This is a genomic window from Streptomyces sp. NPDC022910 (assembly GCF_055561075.1).
This window is the reverse complement of sequence record NZ_JBVHHL010000056.1, coordinates 13114-31038: the sequence shown is the minus strand read 5'-3', so window position 1 is coordinate 31038 and position 17925 is coordinate 13114. Positions and strand designations below refer to the sequence as shown.

The 17925-nt window shown below is 70.6% G+C and carries 14 protein-coding genes; 9 read left to right on the top strand and 5 right to left on the bottom strand.

Features of this window, described 5'->3' with window-relative positions; genetic code table 11:
- The first annotated feature begins 99 nt into the window (after positions 1 to 99).
- The 3 genes from cofD (at position 100) to ACZ3TS_RS34285 (ending at position 3516) form a co-directional block, all read left to right on the top strand.
- Positions 100 to 1089 (top strand): 2-phospho-L-lactate transferase, encoded by a 990-nt coding sequence (gene cofD, locus ACZ3TS_RS34295; protein WP_467625684.1) that lies wholly within the window; start codon positions 100 to 102, stop codon positions 1087 to 1089.
- The gene (locus tag ACZ3TS_RS34290) at positions 1086 to 2390 is read left to right on the top strand and encodes a coenzyme F420-0:L-glutamate ligase (RefSeq protein ID WP_467625682.1); all 1305 of its coding nucleotides are present in this window, start codon (positions 1086 to 1088) and stop codon (positions 2388 to 2390) included. Before cofD ends, ACZ3TS_RS34290 begins: the two co-directional genes overlap by 4 nt.
- 124 nt (positions 2391 to 2514) lie before the next feature.
- The gene (locus ACZ3TS_RS34285) at positions 2515 to 3516 is read left to right on the top strand and encodes a DNA-3-methyladenine glycosylase family protein (RefSeq protein WP_467625680.1); all 1002 of its coding nucleotides are present in this window, start codon (positions 2515 to 2517) and stop codon (positions 3514 to 3516) included.
- A gap of 73 nt (positions 3517 to 3589) precedes the next feature.
- On the opposite strand, the gene manB is transcribed toward ACZ3TS_RS34285, so the two are convergent.
- The gene (manB, locus tag ACZ3TS_RS34280) at positions 3590 to 4672 is read right to left on the bottom strand and encodes a mannose-1-phosphate guanylyltransferase (RefSeq protein ID WP_467625678.1); all 1083 of its coding nucleotides are present in this window, start codon (positions 4670 to 4672) and stop codon (positions 3590 to 3592) included.
- Between the two features lie 299 nt (positions 4673 to 4971).
- The gene (locus ACZ3TS_RS34275; RefSeq protein ID WP_467625677.1) at positions 4972 to 6435 is read right to left on the bottom strand and encodes a peptidoglycan recognition protein family protein; all 1464 of its coding nucleotides are present in this window, start codon (positions 6433 to 6435) and stop codon (positions 4972 to 4974) included.
- Positions 6436 to 6574: 139 nt separating this feature from the next.
- On the opposite strand from ACZ3TS_RS34275, the gene ACZ3TS_RS34270 reads away from it, so the two are divergent.
- From ACZ3TS_RS34270 to ACZ3TS_RS34255, 4 genes are all read left to right on the top strand, one after another.
- A complete protein-coding gene (locus ACZ3TS_RS34270) occupies positions 6575 to 7330 on the top strand; it encodes a TIGR03089 family protein (RefSeq protein ID WP_467625676.1) in 756 nt (251 codons plus the stop codon).
- Between the two features lie 223 nt (positions 7331 to 7553).
- Positions 7554 to 8837, top strand: a complete 1284-nt coding sequence (locus tag ACZ3TS_RS34265) for an LCP family protein (RefSeq protein ID WP_467625674.1) — start codon at positions 7554 to 7556, stop codon at positions 8835 to 8837.
- A 240-nt stretch (positions 8838 to 9077) separates the two neighbouring features.
- A complete protein-coding gene (locus tag ACZ3TS_RS34260; RefSeq protein ID WP_467625673.1) occupies positions 9078 to 10817 on the top strand; it encodes an LCP family protein in 1740 nt (579 codons plus the stop codon).
- Between the two features lie 221 nt (positions 10818 to 11038).
- On the top strand, positions 11039 to 12712 hold the full coding sequence (locus ACZ3TS_RS34255; RefSeq protein WP_467625671.1) for an LCP family protein: 1674 nt from the start codon (positions 11039 to 11041) through the stop codon (positions 12710 to 12712).
- 58 nt (positions 12713 to 12770) lie between these two features.
- On the opposite strand, the gene ACZ3TS_RS34250 is transcribed toward ACZ3TS_RS34255, so the two are convergent.
- Positions 12771 to 13799 (bottom strand): glycosyltransferase family 2 protein, encoded by a 1029-nt coding sequence (locus ACZ3TS_RS34250; protein ID WP_467625669.1) that lies wholly within the window; start codon positions 13797 to 13799, stop codon positions 12771 to 12773.
- A 126-nt stretch (positions 13800 to 13925) separates the two neighbouring features.
- On the opposite strand from ACZ3TS_RS34250, the gene ACZ3TS_RS34245 reads away from it, so the two are divergent.
- Positions 13926 to 15389, top strand: a complete 1464-nt coding sequence (locus ACZ3TS_RS34245; RefSeq protein ID WP_467625668.1) for an LCP family protein — start codon at positions 13926 to 13928, stop codon at positions 15387 to 15389.
- A gap of 54 nt (positions 15390 to 15443) precedes the next feature.
- Here the strand turns inward: ACZ3TS_RS34245 and ACZ3TS_RS34240 are convergent, their stop codons facing one another.
- Complete coding sequence (locus tag ACZ3TS_RS34240) at positions 15444 to 16016, bottom strand: acyl-CoA thioesterase (protein WP_467625666.1); 573 nt, start codon at positions 16014 to 16016, stop codon at positions 15444 to 15446.
- Positions 16017 to 16135: 119 nt separating this feature from the next.
- On the opposite strand from ACZ3TS_RS34240, the gene ACZ3TS_RS34235 reads away from it, so the two are divergent.
- Complete coding sequence (locus ACZ3TS_RS34235) at positions 16136 to 17440, top strand: LCP family protein (protein ID WP_467625665.1); 1305 nt, start codon at positions 16136 to 16138, stop codon at positions 17438 to 17440.
- Positions 17441 to 17500: 60 nt separating this feature from the next.
- On the opposite strand, the gene ACZ3TS_RS34230 is transcribed toward ACZ3TS_RS34235, so the two are convergent.
- The gene (locus tag ACZ3TS_RS34230; protein ID WP_467625663.1) at positions 17501 to 17905 is read right to left on the bottom strand and encodes a VOC family protein; all 405 of its coding nucleotides are present in this window, start codon (positions 17903 to 17905) and stop codon (positions 17501 to 17503) included.
- Positions 17906 to 17925: the final 20 nt, after the last annotated feature.

The window sequence follows — 17925 nt, the reverse complement described above, 5'->3', positions numbered from 1 at the left end:
CCGGGTCACACGTTGTCGTACCCGCCTGCAAGACAGTCCCATCCGTCATCCGACCACCACCCCTCAACGAGTCGGCCGGGCGGCTGACACACTGTTTCAATGCGCATTGTGGTTCTGGCAGGCGGCATCGGCGGTGCCCGGTTTCTGCGTGGTCTGAAGCGGGCCGTGCCCGACGCGGACATCACGGTCATCGGCAACACCGGGGACGACATCCACCTCTTCGGTCTGAAGGTCTGTCCGGACCTCGACACGGTGATGTACACGCTCGGCGGCGGTATCAACGAGAAGCAGGGCTGGGGCCGGGCCGACGAGACCTTCCACCTCAAGGAGGAACTCGCGGAGTACGGGGTCGGACCGGAGTGGTTCGGGCTCGGCGACCGCGACTTCGCCACGCACATCGTGCGGACGCAGATGCTGAGCGCGGGCTATCCGCTCAGCGCGGTCACGGAGGCACTGTGCGACCGCTGGAAGCCGGGGGTCCGGCTCATCCCCATGTCGGACGACCGTGTCGAGACCCATGTCGCCGTGACCCTGCCCGGCAGCGACTCCGCCGCGGGGTCGGGCGACGGCGAGCGCAAGGTGATCCACTTCCAGGAGTACTGGGTGCGGCTGCGGGCCTCCGTGCCGGCCGAGGCGGTCGTGCCGGTCGGCGCCGAGCAGGCCAAGCCGGCTCCGGGCGTCCTGGAGGCGATCGCCGAGGCGGACGTGGTCCTCTTCCCGCCGTCCAACCCCGTCGTCTCCGTCGGCACGATCCTCGCCGTGCCCGGCATCCGGGAGGCGATCGCCGACGCCGGGGTGCCGGTGGTGGGTCTCTCCCCCATCGTCGGTGACGCACCCGTGCGCGGGATGGCCGACAAGGTGCTCGCGGCGGTCGGTGTCGAGTCGACGGCCGCGGCGGTCGCCGAGCACTACGGCTCGGGGTTGCTGGACGGCTGGCTCGTGGACACGGTGGACGCGGCCGCCGTGGAGCGGGTGGAGGCTGCGGGCATCCGCTGCCGCGCGGTACCGCTGATGATGACCGACCTGGAGGCGACGGCCCGGATGGCCCGGGAGGCGCTGGCGCTCGCGGAGGAGGTGCGGGCGTCTTGAGCGAAGCACCCGGCTACCGGGTCTGGGCCCTGCCCGGGCTCCCCGAGATCCGCCCCGGGGACGACCTCGCCAAGCTGATCGCGGCCTGCGAGCCCGGGCTCGTCGACGGGGACGTACTGCTCGTCACCTCGAAGATCGTGTCCAAGGCGGAGGGCCGCGTGGTCCGGGCGGACGACCGGGAGACCGCGATCGACGCCGAGACCGTGCGCGTGGTGGCCCGGCGCGGGCCGCTGAGGATCGTGGAGAACCGGCAGGGGCTCATCATGGCCGCTGCCGGGGTCGACGCCTCCAACACCCCCGCCGGGACCGTGCTGTTGCTGCCAGAGGACCCCGACGCCTCCGCGCGGGCGATTCGCGAGGGGCTGCGGGACACGCTCGGCGTCGAGGTCGGCGTGGTCGTGACGGACACCTTCGGCAGACCGTGGCGCACCGGGCTCACCGACGTGGCCATCGGCGCCGCGGGCATACGGGTCCTCGACGACCTGCGCGGCGGTACGGACGCGCACGGCAATCCGCTGAGCGCGACCGTCGTCGCCACCGCCGACGAACTGGCCGCCGCCGGCGATCTAGTCAAGGGCAAGGCCGCGGGTCTGCCCGTCGCCGTCCTGCGCGGGCTGCCGCACGTGGTGGCCGGGGACGACGGCGAGGGGGCACGCGCGATGGTGCGCGGCGCGCGCGACGACATGTTCCGGCTGGGCACCTCCGAGGCGGTTCGGGAGGCGGTGACCCAGCGGCGTACGGTGCGGGCGTTCACCGACGAGCCCGTCGACCCGGGGGCCGTACGACGCGCGGTGGCCGCCGCCGTGACCGCGCCGGCGCCACACCACACGACCCCGTGGCGGTTCGTGCTGCTCGAGTCCGAGAAGTCGCGGACGCGGCTGGTGGACGCGATGCGGGACGCGTGGATCGCCGATCTGCGGCAGGACGGGAAGACCGAGGAGTCGATCGCGAAGCGTGTCCGCCGGGGGGACGTGCTGCGCAACGCGCCGTACCTCGTGGTGCCGTGCATGGTCATGGACGGGTCTCACACATACGGCGACGAGCGGCGGGACGCGGCCGAGCGGGAGATGTTCGTGGTCGCCACGGGGGCGGGCGTGCAGAACCTGCTCGTCGCACTCGCCGGCGAGCGGCTGGGCTCGGCATGGGTGTCGTCGACGATGTTCTGCCGGGACGTCGTGCGAGAGGTGCTGGGGCTGCCGGAGAACTGGGAGCCCATGGGCGCCGTGGCGGTGGGACACCCGGCCGGGGAGCCCAAGCCGCGGCCGGAGCGGGACGCGGAGGCATTCATCGAAGTGCGCTGAGCGGAGCGCCGGGCGCGGGTCGCCGTGTCCGGCCGCGGCGCGCGGCGTCCGCGCAGTCACCCCCACGCGGCCCGCGCGGGCCCTACCCTCATAAGGCAGCCTCACAATCACTAGGACCTCATCCGTGGCCGGACGCTTCCCTCCCCGCCCCACCTCCACGACCCTGCGCGGTGGGGATGTCGTCGTGCCCACGGGTGTGCCTCGGCAGGTCGCGGCGCCGGGACGGCGGCGGACCTGGGCCCTGCCCTGGCCGCTGGACCTCGGGCTGGTGCTCGGGCCGCTGCGCCGGGGCCCCGCGGACCCCACGTTCCGTGCGACGCCGGACGGGTCGGTGTGGCGGGCCAGTCGTACGCCGACGGGGCCGGGCACCCTGCGGGTCGCGCTGCGGGGCGATGCCGCCGAGGCGGAGGCCTGGGGCCCGGGGGCCGGGTGGCTGCTGGAACAACTGCCCGAGATGCTGGGCGCGTTGGACGATCCCGACGCGTTCGAGCCGCGGCACCGGCTGGTCGCGCTGGCGTGGCGCAGGCGTCCGGGGCTGCGGCTGACGCGGACGGGTCTCGTGCTGGAGTCGCTGATCCCGTCGATCCTGGAGCAGAAGGTCACGACGGACGAGGCGTATCGGGCGTGGCGGCTGCTCGTACGGAGGTTCGGAGAGCCGGCGCCGGGACCCGCACCGGGTCGGATGCATGTGATGCCGGGGCCGCGGACGTGGTCGCTGATTCCCTCGTGGGAGTGGCACCGGGCCGGGGTGGACGACAAGCGGGCGTCGACGATCCTGCGGGCGGTGCGGGTCGCCGCGCGGCTGGAGCAGGCGACGGGGATGGAGCCGCAGGCGGCGCAGGCGCGACTGGAAGTGGTGCCGGGCATCGGGCCGTGGACCTCGGCGGAGACCGTGCAGCGCAGTCATGGGGCGGCGGATTCGGTGACCGTGGGCGATCTGCATCTGCCGGGGATCGTGGGGTACGCGCTGGCCGGAGACCGGAATACCGACGACGAGGCGATGCTGTCGCTGCTGGAACCGTATGCGGGGCAACGGCACCGGGCGGCACGGCTGATCCTCCTGAGCGGTTCCGCACCGCCACGGCGCGCTCCGCGGATGCGGCGCGGGGACATCGGCCGGTTGTAAAAGAATGCGCCGGGTGCCTCTTGGGGAGAGCACCCGGCGTTGAGGCCCGAGCCGAGCTCCGCCGAATCGCGCCCTACTGGTCCGAGGAGAAGCGCACCGCGCCCGCCGGAATCCTCGCGTCGCACCACACCCGCACTCCGTCGCGGAGTTCGTTGTCGGCGCCGACCACCGCGCCGTCGCCGACGACCGCGCCCGTGAGAATCGAGCGTTCGCCGATGCGGGAGCGGACACCGATCAGCGAGTCCGTGATGACAGCGCCCGGTTCCACGACCGCGCCCGAGAGCAGCGTGCTGCCGGAGATCCGGGCGCCCTCGCCGACGAAGGCCCCCTCGCCGACCACCGTGCCGCCCGTCAGCTTCGCGTCCGTGGCGACCGACGCCGTCGGCAGGATCAGGCGGTCGCCGCAGCGGCCGGGCACCGCGGGGGACGGGGCACGTCCGAGGACCAGGTCCGCCGAGCCACGCACGAACGCCGCCGGCGTGCCCAGGTCCAGCCAGTAGGTCGAGTCCACCATGCCCTGCAGATGCGCGCCAGCGGCCAGCAGGTCGGGGAAGGTCTCCCGCTCGACCGAGACCGGACGCCCCACCGGGATGGTGTCGATCACCGAGCGACGGAAGACGTACGCCCCGGCGTTGATCTGGTCGGTGACGATCTCCTCGGGGGTCTGCGGCTTCTCCAGGAACGCCGTCACCCGGCCCGTCTCGTCCGTGGGCACCAGACCGTAGGCCCTCGGGTCCGTCACCTTCGTGAGGTGGAGCGAGACATCCGCGCCCGTCGTTCGGTGGGTGCTGACCAGGGCACGGATGTCCAGGCCCGTGAGGATGTCACCGTTGAAGATCAGAACCGGGTCGTCGGGGCCCGAGTGGAGGCGGCTCGCCACGTTGCGGATGGCACCCCCCGTGCCGAGGGGCTCCTCCTCCGTGACGTACTCGAGCCGCAGGCCGAGGGCCGAGCCGTCGCCGAAATACGGCGCGAAGACCTCGGCCAGGTAGGACGTGGCGAGCACGATGTGCTCCACGCCCGCCGCTCTCGCCCGCGCCAGCTGGTGCGTGAGGAAGGGGACTCCGGCCGCCGGAACCATCGGCTTCGGGGTGTGCACCGTGAGCGGGCGCAGCCGGGTGCCCCTGCCGCCGACCAGGAGGATCGCTTCTGTCACCTGTCGTCTCTGCTTCCTGCCGGGACCGGCCGAACTGTTCATCGGCCGGCCAGTGTATGCAGACCGTGTTATGAGGACCGCTAAAGGCGTTATGAGGACCGTTAGAGGCGCCTTCGACGACAGTGGGGTGTCCTTCGATGGCTGTGTGGGGATCGCCCCCGCACACCTTTGCGCGGAAGAACTCGTACGGCGTAGTGCGGGCCGTCGTGCGGTGGAGTGCCGAACACCGTACGACGTCGTGCGGGGTGGTCGGTACGACTTCCTGTGTCTTCGTGCCACTTCGTACGACGGCCCCGAACTCAGCGACCCTGCAAGCGGGCCGCGGTGGCGCGGGCCGAGTCGAGCTTGCCGTAGAGCAGCCTTCCCGGGCACTCCGTGGCGAACCCGTCGCGATGGCCGGAGATCACATTCAGTTGTGCGTTCTCACCCTTTGGGTAGAGATTGCCACCACCGGACACCAGGTATGTCGTGCCACGCGGGTCCATGCCGTAGAGACCGAGTTTCCACGCGGTGAGACCGGCGACGGCGTTCACCGCGGCGGCCGACGGAATGGAACCGGTGTAGGTGCCGAGGACGGCGATCCCCATGCTGTTGCTGTTGAACCCGAGGGTGTGAGCGCCCATCACGGGCTTGTCCACGCCGCCCGCACGGCCTTCGTAGATGTTTCCGCACTTGTCGACGAGGAAGTTGTAGCCGATGTCCCGCCAGCCGCTGCTCACCACGTGGTAGCGGTAGATACTGCGGATGACGGAAGGGGCTTGCGAGCAGGTGTAGTTGTTGCCCGACGCCGTGTGGTGCACGAAGGCCACCTTCACACTCGCCGTGTAGATGAAGCCCGGCTCACGCAGGCTCTCGTCGGCGCCCCAGCCGCTGCGCGTGATGATGCGCGGGCGCGGCCCGATGTACGGTTCCGCGCGTGCGCCGGCCTGGAGCCCGCCGAGTGCTTCTTCCCTCTGCTTGCCGACCGCTTCCCTCGTCGCCTCCTTCGACAGCGCCGGAATCTCCACGGCATTCGGGGGCGCGAGGGCATCCAGGGGCGCGAGGCCGACATTGACGGCGGACGCGGCGGACTCCGCGCCGGTCTCTTGGCCGGACGCGACCCCGTCCGGTGGCTGCATCCCGGCGGCGTGCCAGGACGACGCGGGGGCGCCCGCCAGTGACTCCGCGCCGGGGTCGACCAGTTCGACCCGCAGACCGTCGGGGAGTGTGGGCGCACGGGTCCCGCCGGTCTGGTCCGCCTCCGCGCGCACCCGCACCTCCACGCCGTCCGAGTCACCGACCCACAGGGGCGCGGTCGATCCGCGCATCCGGTTCGAGAAGCCCTCCGCGCTCTCCGGGTCGGGGCCGTGGCCGTGGTTGTGCGTCTCGAGTTCCTGCCAGTCCGACCACCGGTCCGTGCCGCTCGCACGGGTACGGATCTGGACACGGCCGTGCAGTTCGGTGCCCACGTCGTCCCAGACGACACCGATGAGCGAGAAGGACCGTACGGTCTGCGGCTCCAGCCCCACTTCGGGCGCCGCACCGGCGGCGCGGTCCGGGTCGAGGGGCACGAGAGGGAGGGATTGGGTGTCGCCGGGGACGTCCGCCCCGGCGAGAGGTCCGGCGGCCGACGCACTCCCCATGTGCGCCGCCGAGCCCGGCGCGGCCGTCACGGCGGACGGACCCCGCACGCCCGGTCCGGCCGCCGCGGCCGGGAGGACGAAGGACAGGGTGAGTACCGCGGCGCATGTGACGCCGATCGAGGAAGCAAGGTATCCACGCATGCTGCTGATCTTGGACATAGTCAGACATATATGTCCATCTAGGAATTGACGGCCCGTCGGCTGAGCTCGGCCGAACCGGTGGCCCGTTCACTCGCCCGCCGCCGCGCCCCCGCGACCGCCCCCGCGTACCCTTGCGCGCGTGAACGCCACCGACCGCACCCCTGCCGACCTGCTGCGATCCGCGCTCGCCGCGGACCCCGCACGCCCCCTGGTGACCTTCTACGACGACGCCACGGGCGAACGCGTCGAACTCTCCGTGGCCACCTTCGCCAATTGGGTGGCCAAGACCGCCAACCTCCTCCAAGGTGACCTCGCCGCCGAGCCCGGCGACCGGGTCGCGCTGCTGCTGCCCGCACACTGGCAGACGGCGGTGTGGCTGCTCGCGTGCGCCTCCGTGGGCGTCGTCGCGGACGTCGGCGGCGATGCCGGCGCCGCGGACGTCGTCGTCAGCGGACCTGACACGCTGGAGGCTGCGCGCGCCTGCTCCGGGGAGCGCGTCGCCCTCGCTCTGCGCCCCCTCGGCGGCCGCTTCCCGCAGACCCCGGACGGCTTCGTCGACTACGCGGTCGAGGTGCCGAGCCAGGGCGACCGCTTCCAGCCGTACGCGCCGGTCGACCCGGAGGAGTCGGCGCTGATCGTCGCCGGGGCGGAGTACACGGGCGCGGAGGTGGTGGACCGGGCCCGTGCCGACGCGCCCGTCCTCGGCCTGACGGGGCCCGGCTCACGTCTGCTGTCGGGGCTGCCGTACGACACCTGGGAAGGGCTGAGCGCCGGGTTGTACGCACCTCTGGCCACGGGGGGCTCGGTGGTTCTGTGCCGGCGCCTGGAACGGCTCGGTGAGGATGCGCTGGCCAAGCGGATCGAGAGCGAGAGGGTGTCGGCCACGGCGCGCTGAGCACACCGGGCATCGGGGGGCTGTCCGTGTGCCGCGGGCGGTCCACGGTCGCTCGCGCCCAGTCGGCGTAGCCGCCCGATGCCACAGCCCAGCCCGTGCTGCCCCTGACGGGGCAGGGCCCCGTCCCCCGTTCGGCCTAGTAGCAGCCGCCCCCGGGCCTCGTCGCGGGCCATGGTCGTAAGAGCCCTGCACGTTCGTACGTCACAAGGCGGTGGACCCGGCAGTGACACCCGAAGGCCCCCCATGGCGGCCGGGGGCGGCCGGCCCGCGCCGCCCCGGACCCGTCGTCGGTGCCACTCCCACCGGCCCCGGGCTCGTACGTCGCCGGCGCCGGCGCTGGATACGCCGCTGCACGCTCGGGCTCGCCGTACTGGTGTTCGGGGCCGCCGGGGCCGGGTGGGCCGCGTACGAGAAGCTGAACTCGAACATCACCGCGGACAACGACGCCGCCTCCGAGCTCGCCCGGTACGAGAAGGAGCGGCCCACGGCGCTCGTGCGCGGGGCGATGAACATCCTGATCATCGGGTCCGACTCGCGGTCGGGCGCCGCCAACAGCCGTTACGGGCGGGATTCCGGGACCGAGCGGTCGGACACCACGATCCTGCTGCACCTCGCGGCCAACCGGCGCAGCGCCACCGCCGTCTCCGTCCCCCGCGACCTGATGGTGAACGTGCCGAGCTGCCGCCGCCCGGACGGCAGCCGCAGCGAGCCGGCGTTCACGATGTTCAACCACGCCTTCGCGACCGGAGGTTCGGCCTGCACGATCCGTACCGTCGAGAAGCTGACGGACATCCGGATCGACCACCACATGGTCATCGACTTCGACGGCTTCAAGAAGATGGTCGACGCGCTCGACGGCGTCGAGGTGTGCCTGAAGCAGCCGATCGACGACAAGGCCGCCAAGCTCACGCTGCCCGCGGGCAGGGTGACGCTCAACGGCGAGCAGGCGCTCGGCTACGTACGCGCCCGCAAGAGCCTGGGCGACGGCAGCGACACGGACCGGATGGAGCGCCAGCAGCGCTTCCTCGGCGCGCTGGCCAGCAAGGTGCGCAGCGACCACGTCCTGCTGAACCCCGTGAAGCTGTACCCCGTGCTGGACGCCGCCACCTCGTCCCTCACCACGGACCCGGCTCTGGCGAGCCTGCGCGGGCTCTACGAACTAGTGCGCGGGCTGCGGAACCTTCCCACGGAACGCGTGCAGTTTCTGACGGCACCGCGCACCCCGTACCCGTACAACGCCAATCGCGACCAACTCGTGGAAGCGGAGGCGGAGAAACTCTTCACCCGGCTGCGCATGGACCGGCCCGTCGCGGTCACCAAGGAAGTACCGGACGATTCGGCACCAAAAATGCACGACACGACGTCCGGCAGCAGTGACGGCGAGGAGTCGTACGGCGACGGAAAGTCCGATGGAAAGCGGTCCGTCACCCCGGTCCTTCCCGTGCGGTCCCCCGAACCCCCGCCCACTTTCCGCGGCAACACCGCCGCGCAGGACGCCTGCAGGTAAAGCGCACACCAAGCCGGGGAACGCCCGAGCTAAGAACTCTCTGAGAAATAGGGCGGATTGCCCGGTTGTAGGAGAGTGGAATTTGTCACCGTCGTCGCTTGACGTTGAACTGGGCGGATAGTGTGAGCGACCCGGTGCCACTTCCATAAGGTCCGTCCTGGGTTCGCGCACTGGCTGAAGAGACCCGAGCGCCTCGAGGGGGAAGGCGCCGCGTGGCCCCGACGGAGGATTCGGACAACCGTGGACGCGCAAGGCCGTGGGCGGGCGGACAACATCGACCCCGCAGACCAGTGGGTACTCAACCCGAGCACCGGCGAATACGAACTGCGACTGAGCCCTTCCGCACCGCAGTCGGCCGTGCCGAGACCGCGGCGCGGGGCAGGGGCACCACCCGCCCGCAATGCACAGGGGGGCACGCGCACCGCGCCCGCACCCAGGAGTCCGGTTCCGGACGCCGTCCCGGGGCCTCGCCGTCGCCGGGGGGCGCCTCCCGAGCCGCCGCCGGGGCGCCGCCGGGGCCGGACGAAGCCAAAGAAGGGGAAGGCGAAGAAGATACTGCTGTGGACCGGCGGCAGTATGGCCTTCATCCTGATCGCGGTCACGGGCGCCGGCTATCTCTACCTCAAGCACCTCGAGGGCAACGTCACCACGACGGACGTGGGCAGCGCCGCAAAGAACGGCTTCAGCAAGGACGAGGCCTTCAACATCCTGATCATCGGCACCGACAAGCGCACCGGGAAGGGCAACACCGGCTACGGTGACACGGGCAGCGTCGGGCACGCCGACACCAACATCCTGCTGCACGTGTCCAAGGACCGTACGAACGCGACCGCGCTGAGCATCCCGCGCGACCTCATCGTCAACGTCCCGGACTGCCCCACGAAACAGGCCGACGGCACCACCAAGGTCATCCCCGGCACGCAGGACGTCCGCTTCAACACGAGCCTCGGACAGGACGGCCGCGACCCGGGTTGCACGATGCGCACGGTCAAGGAAGTCACCGGCATCTCGCCCGACCACTTCATGATGGCCGACTTCAACGCGGTGAAGACGCTGACCTCGGCGGTGGGCGGCGTCGAGGTCTGCGTGGGCAAGGCGATCAACGACAAGGAGTCGCACCTCAAACTGCCCAAGGGCAAGTCGGTGATCGAGGGCGAGCAGGCCCTCGCCTTCGTGCGCACCCGGCACAGCTTCGGCAACCAGGGCGACCTGGACCGGATCAAGGTGCAGCAGCAGTTCCTCGGCGCCCTGGCCCGCAAGATGACCTCCGGCGACACGCTCACCAACCCCAGCAAGCTGCTGGACCTTGCGGAGGCCGCCACCAAGGCGCTCACCGTCGACAAGGGCATCGGCAAGGTGAGCACGCTCAAGGACGTCGCCCTGGAGCTGAAGAAGGTGCCGCCGAAGAACATCTCCTTCACCACGGTGCCCGTGCTCGACAACCCCGCCGAGAAGATCAAGGCGACCGTGGTCCTCAAGGAGCCGGCGGCCGGGCAGCTGTTCCAGACGATCAGCAACGACGTCTCGCTGACCGCGGTCAAGCAGAAGCAGAAGCAGGAGAACACCGCGGTGGCCGCCCGTCTCAAGGGCTCCCGCTCGGCCGCCTCCGACATCCGCGTCGACATCTACAACGGCGGCGCCCCGGCCGGCAGCGCCCAGGAGACTCTTAACTGGCTGCAGAACAATCAGGGCGTTCCCAAGTCCAGCCAACTCGGCAACGCGAGCGAAACACTGAGCAAGACGACCCTTGAGTACTCTCCCGACCAGGCCGATCAGGCACGCAAACTGGCGGACATCATGGGGTTGCCCGCGTCGGCGATGAAGCCGGGCCAGAGCGAGAAGAACGCCCAGGGGCTGCCCGCCGTCGTGCTGACCCTCGGCAAGGACTTCAAGGGGGCCGGGGTGTCTCTGACCGCGCCGACCAAGGCGCCGGACGACATCGACAAGGCCACCGCGGACAAGCAAGTCTGCTCGACGTGATGACCTGACGGGTCCGTTGCGTGTCTGACAGGACGCAGCCGCGCCCGATGGGATGCATCCCGCCGGGCGCGTCAAGCGTCTAGTTACTGAACGCGAGACACATTCGGCGGGACGCGACGGGCGCCCCGCCGCAAGGCCGAGGTACCGGCGGCGCGACAAGGCGTCCTCCCGGACCGCGGGACGGACCCGTTTGTCGGGCGCAGGGTGGGGAGGGCAGGGACTTGGTGCAGAGCAATGTGCGTGGAAAGGGGGCGCCACCACATGACCGGCAGGCCGGTGACCTGGGCTGGGACGACAGTCTGTACGAACAGGACGGCGACGGCGTTCAGGACGGCGACGGGGGGCCGCCGGCCGAGCCACGCGGCCGCGGCCGGCACGGCGGCGGGGGCCGACGCGGTGGTGAGGGGCACCCGCGCCGCAGACGCCGCGTCCTGCGCTGGTCCGCGACCATCCTGGCGGTGGTCATACTCGGCACCGCCGGCGCGGGATACCTCTACTACCAGCACCTGAACGACAACCTCAAGAAGGACGACCTCAACATCGGCGACGCGAAGGACCGGGCGGCCAAGTCGAAGCCGAACGCGGCGGGCCAGACCCCGCTGAACATCCTTCTCATCGGGTCGGACGCGCGTGACTCCCAGGAGAACCAGAAGCTCGGCGGCGCGAAGGACACGTTCGGGTCGGCACCCCGCGCGGACGTCCAGATGCTGCTGCACGTCTCGGCGGACCGCACCAACATGTCGGTGGTCAGCATGCCGCGCGACACGCTGCTGCAGCTCCCCAAGTGCACGGATCCCAAGAGCGGGCACGTCTACCCGGCGACGACGTCCCTGTCGATGACGAACGACTCACTGGGCCGCGGCGGACCCGGCTGCACGGTCGCCACCTGGGAGAAGCTCACCGACATCCACATCGACCACTTCATCATGGTCGACTTCGCGGGCGTGGTCTCGATGGCCGACGCCATCGGCGGCGTCCCGGTGTGCGTGGACAAGAACATCTACTCGCACACCTCCTCCGGCCACGGCTCGGGCCTGAAGCTGAAGGAGGGCACCACCTACGTGAAGGGCACGCAGGCCCTGCAGTGGCTGCGCACACGCTACGGGTTCGAGGACGGCAGCGACATAGCCCGTACGAAGGCGCAGCACCAGTACATGAGCGCGATGGTCCGCCAGCTGCGGGAGAACGCCACGCTGAGCAACCCGAACAAACTGCGCAAGCTCGCCGAGACGGCCACCCAGGCACTCACCGTCGACAAGGGGCTCGGCTCGGTCGCGGCACTCTACGACCTGAGCACCGACCTGAAGAAGGTGCCCACGAACCGCATCACGATGACGACGATGCCGTACGTGTACGCAGGAGCCCGTGTGGTGCCCAAGCCGGGTGACGCCGAGAAGCTGTTCCGCCTGGTGCGCGAGGACATCTCGCTGGACGGCAAGGGCACGAAGAAGAAGACCACCACCGAGGCGACGGTGGCCCCGACGGACAGCGACGACAAGATCGCCGTGCAGGTGCAGAACGGCACCCGCACCTCCGCGCTTGCCCCGGTGAGCGGACGAGCGGGCACGGTGGCCCAGCTCCTCGTCGGCAAGGGCGTCACCGAGGCGAAGGCCGACTCCTCGGTGGTGCTCTCCGAGGACAAGACGGTGATCCGCTATCCGAGCGCGGACCTCAAGGGCGACGCCCAGCGGGTCGCCAAGGTCCTGGGTCTGCCGACGAGTTCGGTGGAGAAGTCGACGGACGTCTCCGGCGTCACCCTCGTCGTGGGCTCCGACTGGCGGTCGGGCACCACGTACAAGGCGCCGAAGGAGGACAACAAGACCCCGACGTCCGCGAACATCCTCAACGGCGCGACCAAGCAGTGCATGAAGGTGGACCCGAACTACACCTGGTGACCACGCGAATCGGGGCCCTCTCCGCCCGGAGAGGGCCCCGACCGAGGTGCGCGGGCGCTCAGTCGGAGGCGACGACCGCCGGCCGCCGCGACGCGATGACCTTCCTCGCCAGCGCCTTAGGGCTGGTGAGGAAGCCCCAGCCCCAGGACAAGTGCATGGTGGCGAGGGCGACGGGGATCTGCAGGCGCGCCTTCAGCGGCAGGCCCCTGCCCGCCGGGACGGAGCCGAGGACGATCGCCGCGAGATAGCCGCCGGGGATCACGAAACCCCACGGGGTCAGCACGGCGCCCGCCACGACGCCCGCCGCCAGCGCGCAGACCGCGGCCGGCGGGGCGAGGTAGCGCAGGTTGATCGAGCCCTCGTGGTAGCGGGCGACGACGTGCCGCCAACGCCCGTAGTCCTTGTACTGCTTGGCGAGGGCCCGCACCGAGGGCCTGGGGCGGTACGACACCTTCAGCTCCGGCGAGAACCAGATGAGGCCGCCCGCCTCCCGGATGCGGAAGTTGAGCTCCCAGTCCTGGGCGCGGATGAACTCCTCGTTGTAGCCACCCTGCTGCTCCAGGGCCTCGCGCCGGAAGACACCGAGATAGACCGTCTCCGCGGGGCCGGCCTGGCCGCCCGTGTGGAAGGCGGCGTTCCCGACGCCTATCTTCGAGGTCATCGCGGCGGCGACCGCGCGCTCCCAGTCGTTCTCACCCTCGGCGTGCATGATGCCGCCGACGTTCTGCGCGCCGGTGTCCGCCAGGAGGCGTACGGCGGTCGCGATGTAGTTCGGCGAGAGCATGCCATGGCCGTCGACGCGGACCACGATCGGGTGGCGGGAGGCCTTGATCGCGGCGTTCAGCGCGGCGGGCGTACGGCCGGTCGGGTTCGGGACCGTGTGCACGCGCGGGTGTTCGCGCACCAACTCGGCGGCGATCTCGTCCGTGCGGTCCGTGGACGGACCGAGGGCGATCACGACCTCCATCTCGCCGCCGTACTCCTGGGAGAGGATCGCTTGGACGGCTCCGCGCAGATGCCGCTCCTCGTTCAGGACGGGCATGATCACGGACACGGCGGGGAACTGCACGTCGGGCTTGGCGTTCATAGGGGGATCACGTTACCGCGAACGAGGGACACGGGTGCGCGCCGCCCGGGCGCCGCCCGGGGCCGCAGATCGTATCGGCCTACCGTGCTCAGGGATCCCACGCCCAGTCCCGCGGAGGTCTCCCCTGTGCCCACGCAGACCCGCTCGCCCGCGCGCCGTCAGTCGGCCCGCCGGTCTCCCGCCCGGCGGCCGCCCGTCCGGCGGAAGAAGCCAGGCTGGGCCACGCGGCTGGCCACGATGCTGTCCGTGGGGGTCCTCTTCGCGGCGGGCATCGGGCACGCGGTACTGACCGGTCTCGACGAGGGCATCTCCCGCGTCGACCCCTTCAAGGACATGAAGAACCGGCCCGCGGGGGGTCACGGCATGAACGTCCTGCTGGTCGGCACCGACGGCCGGGACAGGATCACGGAGAAGGAGCGGCGGGCGTACCGTCTGGGCGGGGCCCCGTGCCACTGCACCGACACGATCATGATCGTGCACATTTCGGCTGACCGGGAGCGGGCGACCGTGGTCAGCCTGCCGCGCGACTCGTACGCGCGGCTTCCGGCGTACACCGACCCGACGACCCGGGCGCAGCACGCACCCCACCCGATCCGGCTGAACGCGGCCTACGCGGAGGGTGGCCCGAATATGACCGTGCGCACGGTCGAGGACATGACACACCTCAAGATCGATCACTACATGGAGATCGATTTCATCAGCTTCATGAAGACGGTGGACGTGCTCGGCGGTGTCCGGGTCTGCACCGCGCAGCCGCTGAAGGACCGCTACACCGGACTGGACCTGTCCGCGGGCACGCATGTGCTGGGCGGCGGGCAGGCGCTGCAGTACGTGCGGTCCCGGCATGTCGACGGAGCTTCCGACCTGGGCCGGATGCAGCGCCAGCAGAAGTTCCTGGCGGCGATGATCGACCGGGCGACCTCGTCGGGCGTACTGCTGAACCCGATGAAGCTCCGGGACGTGACGCGGGCCGTACTGGGCTCGGTGCGGGCGGACGGGGGCTTCGGGACGGACGAGCTGCTCGACCTCGGCCGGGCGATGCGGAACTTCTCACCACGCTCGTCGGAGTTCACGACCGTGCCGATCGGCGAGATGACCTTCCAGGTCAAGGGCCTCGGCTCGACGGTGAAGTGGGACGACGCGAAAGCGCGGGCGCTGTTCGCATCGCTGCGCGACGACAAGCCGCTCACCCCTTCCCGGCCGAAGGCGAAGGTCCCGTCCGCGGTGAACCTGGAGGTGCCACCGCAGCAGATCCAGGTGCAGGTCGAGAACGGGACGGGCGCGGAGGGGCTCGGCAAGCGCGTGGACGACGGCCTCGCTGCCGCCGGGTTCCGCACGACACGACAGCCGGCGAACGCGCCGGACCGTGCGGTCAGGCGCACGGTCGTCCTCTACGACCCGCGCTGGGACCGCTCCGCGAAGGCCCTGGCGGCGGCCCTGCCGGGCAGCGAGCTGCGCGCGACACAGGGGCAGGGGCCGACGCTGAAGGTGATCGCGGGCACGGACTTCAAGGAGGTGCAGCGGGTGAGGACGGCGGAGCCGCAGAAGCCGGAGGAGGTGGTCACCGGGGACCAGGTCGTGTGTCCGTGAGCTTCTTCCGGGGCCGTCTGCGCTCATGGCCTTGGCCCCCTCGCCCGTACCTCCTCAGTCCTCGAAACCCTCCGCCGCCCTCTTCTCCCGAAGTTCCATGATCTCGCGGCGGCGGGCCAGGCGGTGGGTGCGGCGGATCTGCGCCTCCTGGCAGCGGCGCTTGTCGCGCTCCGTCTCCGGGATGACCGGCGGCACCGGCCGGGGCTTGCCGTCGGCGTCGACTGCGGCGAAAACGAGGTACGCGGAGCCGACCTGGGTGGGTGGCGTCGACTCGTTCCAGCGCTCGGCCAGGACCCGTACACCGACTTCCATGGAGGTGCGGCCCGTCCAGTTGACCTGGGCCTTCACATGGACCAGGTCGCCGACCCTGACCGGCTCCAAGAACGCCATCTCGTCCATCGACGCGGTGACGGCCGGGCCTCCGGAGTGCCGGCCGGCCACGGCGCCCGCCGCGTCGTCCACGAGTTTCATGATCACACCACCGTGCACCGTGCCCAGCAGGTTGGTGTCGTTGTGCGTCATGATGTGGCTGAGGGTGGTACGGGACGCGGAGGTGGGTTTCCCGGGGAGATCACCCGCGTTTTCGCCCGGAATTTCCAATTCCGGGGCGGGGGCCTGGTCTGTCATGGCGTCCACCATATGCCGCAGCGCCATCCGGAGACTTTGTGTCAGCTTCGCAACAGCCCTGACCCCGTTCTTCGCCGACCCTTGTGGGGCCCATACCTCGACCCGGCACACTGGGGCCCATGAACGATTGGCCCGAGGGATGGTCCGACGACAGCCGCGGCAACCGCTACGGACGCGGCAGCACCAACGCACAGCCCGAGGGCGCGCGTGTGATGCGGCAGGTCCGGCGCTCGCCCGGTGCGCGGGGCGGCCCTCAGGGCGCGCCGCCGTACGGCGGAGTGCCGCAGCAGCCGACGTACCCGGGCGGTTACCAGGGCGACCAGGGGTACGAGGGCTACGACAGCGGCTACAACACGGGCCAGGTCTACGGCGGCGGCCGACAGGGCGGCGGCTTCATACCCAACGACAACGACGCGGACCCGGACCTCCAGCACTACCGGCCTCGCCCCAACTGGCGCCGCCGGATCAAGTGGACCGCGATCACTCTGGTCACCGTGCTGGTGGTGACCTCGGTGGCCACGTACTTCTGGGCCGACTCCAAGCTCCACCGGGACGTCGACCTCTCCAAGGTCATCGACCGGCCCGCCGCGGGCGAGGGCACGAACTACCTGATCGTCGGCTCCGACAGCCGCGCGGGCATGTCCGCCGCGGACAAGAAGAAGCTGCACACCGGGTCCGCCGAGGGCAAGCGCACGGACTCGATGATGATCCTGCACGTCGGGAGCAACGGTGACACGCTGATATCCCTGCCCCGCGACTCGGACGTGGAGATACCGACCTACGTGGGCAGCGATTCGGGCAAGACCTTCAAGGGCACGGGCCGGCACGTGAAGCTGAACGCGGCGTACGCGGAGGACGGGCCGACGCTGCTGGTCCGCACGATCGAGTACAACACCGGGCTGCACATCGACCACTACGTGGAGATCGGCTTCGCCGGTTTCGCGAACATCGTGGACGCGGTGGGCGGCGTCGAGATCACCATCGACAAAGGCTTCAAGGACAAGTACTCGGGCGCCGACTTCAAGGCGGGCAAGCAGACGCTGAACGGCGAGCAGGCCCTCGCCTTCGTCCGCACCCGGCACGCCTTCGCCACCAGCGACCTGGAGCGCACGAAGAACCAGCAGAAGTTCCTCGCCGCCCTGGCCCACCAGGTGGCGACCCCGTCGACGGTCCTGAACCCCTTCAAGCTCTACCCGACCATGAGCGCGGGCCTGGACTCCCTGACGGTCGACAAGGACATGAGCCTGTGGAACCTGGCCTCCATGTTCTGGGCGATGAAGGGCGTCAGCGGCGGTGACGGCACGTCGATGAACATGCCGATCTCGGGCTCGACCGGCGGCAACCTGCTGTGGGACAAGGCCAAGGTCAAGACGCTGGTGAACGAGCTGAAGAACGACGAGAAGGTGACGGTCTCGGGCAACTGAGCCCGGACGTCCCTACGCCGGAGAGGGCCCCGCCGAGCGGTTCGGCGGGGCCCTTCGCGTTCACACGGTCCTTGTGTGCTCGATCCGGCAGAGGCAGAAGGGATGCCCCGCCGGATCCGCGTACACCCGGAAGTCCCGCTTGCCGTTCAGGTCGTTCACGTCCAGCGGGCGGGCGCCCAGGGCGAGCACCTTCTCCTGGGCGGCTTCGATCGCCTCCACGGTGTCGCCGGCGTCGAGGTCGAGGTGCAACTGCTGCGAGTCGGCGTCGGCCCGCGGCCACTCCGGCGGCTTGTACCCGGGCGCCCGCTGGAAGGCGAGTTTGTTGCCGCCGGGTACCCGCAGGTCCACCCAGTCGCCGTCGCCCTCCACGGTGCCGCCCAGCAGCTCGGCGTAGAACTCGGCGAGCGCGCGGGGATCCGGGCAGTCCAGGACGACGGACCACATGCGGGCGACGGGCTGTGGCATGGTGACCTCCTCGAGGAGCC

What these genes read in the sequence shown, in the direction of transcription:
- cofD (WP_467625684.1), top strand. Translation starts at nt 100, where the DNA reads ATGCGCATTGTGGTTCTGGCAGGCGGCATCGGCGGTGCCCGGTTTCTG.
- ACZ3TS_RS34275 (WP_467625677.1), bottom strand. Translation starts at nt 6,435, where the DNA reads ATGCGTGGATACCTTGCTTCCTCGATCGGCGTCACATGCGCCGCGGTA.
- ACZ3TS_RS34250 (WP_467625669.1), bottom strand. Translation starts at nt 13,799, where the DNA reads ATGAACGCCAAGCCCGACGTGCAGTTCCCCGCCGTGTCCGTGATCATG.
- ACZ3TS_RS34240 (WP_467625666.1), bottom strand. Translation starts at nt 16,016, where the DNA reads ATGACAGACCAGGCCCCCGCCCCGGAATTGGAAATTCCGGGCGAAAAC.
- ACZ3TS_RS34235 (WP_467625665.1), top strand. Translation starts at nt 16,136, where the DNA reads ATGAACGATTGGCCCGAGGGATGGTCCGACGACAGCCGCGGCAACCGC.
- ACZ3TS_RS34230 (WP_467625663.1), bottom strand. Translation starts at nt 17,905, where the DNA reads ATGCCACAGCCCGTCGCCCGCATGTGGTCCGTCGTCCTGGACTGCCCG.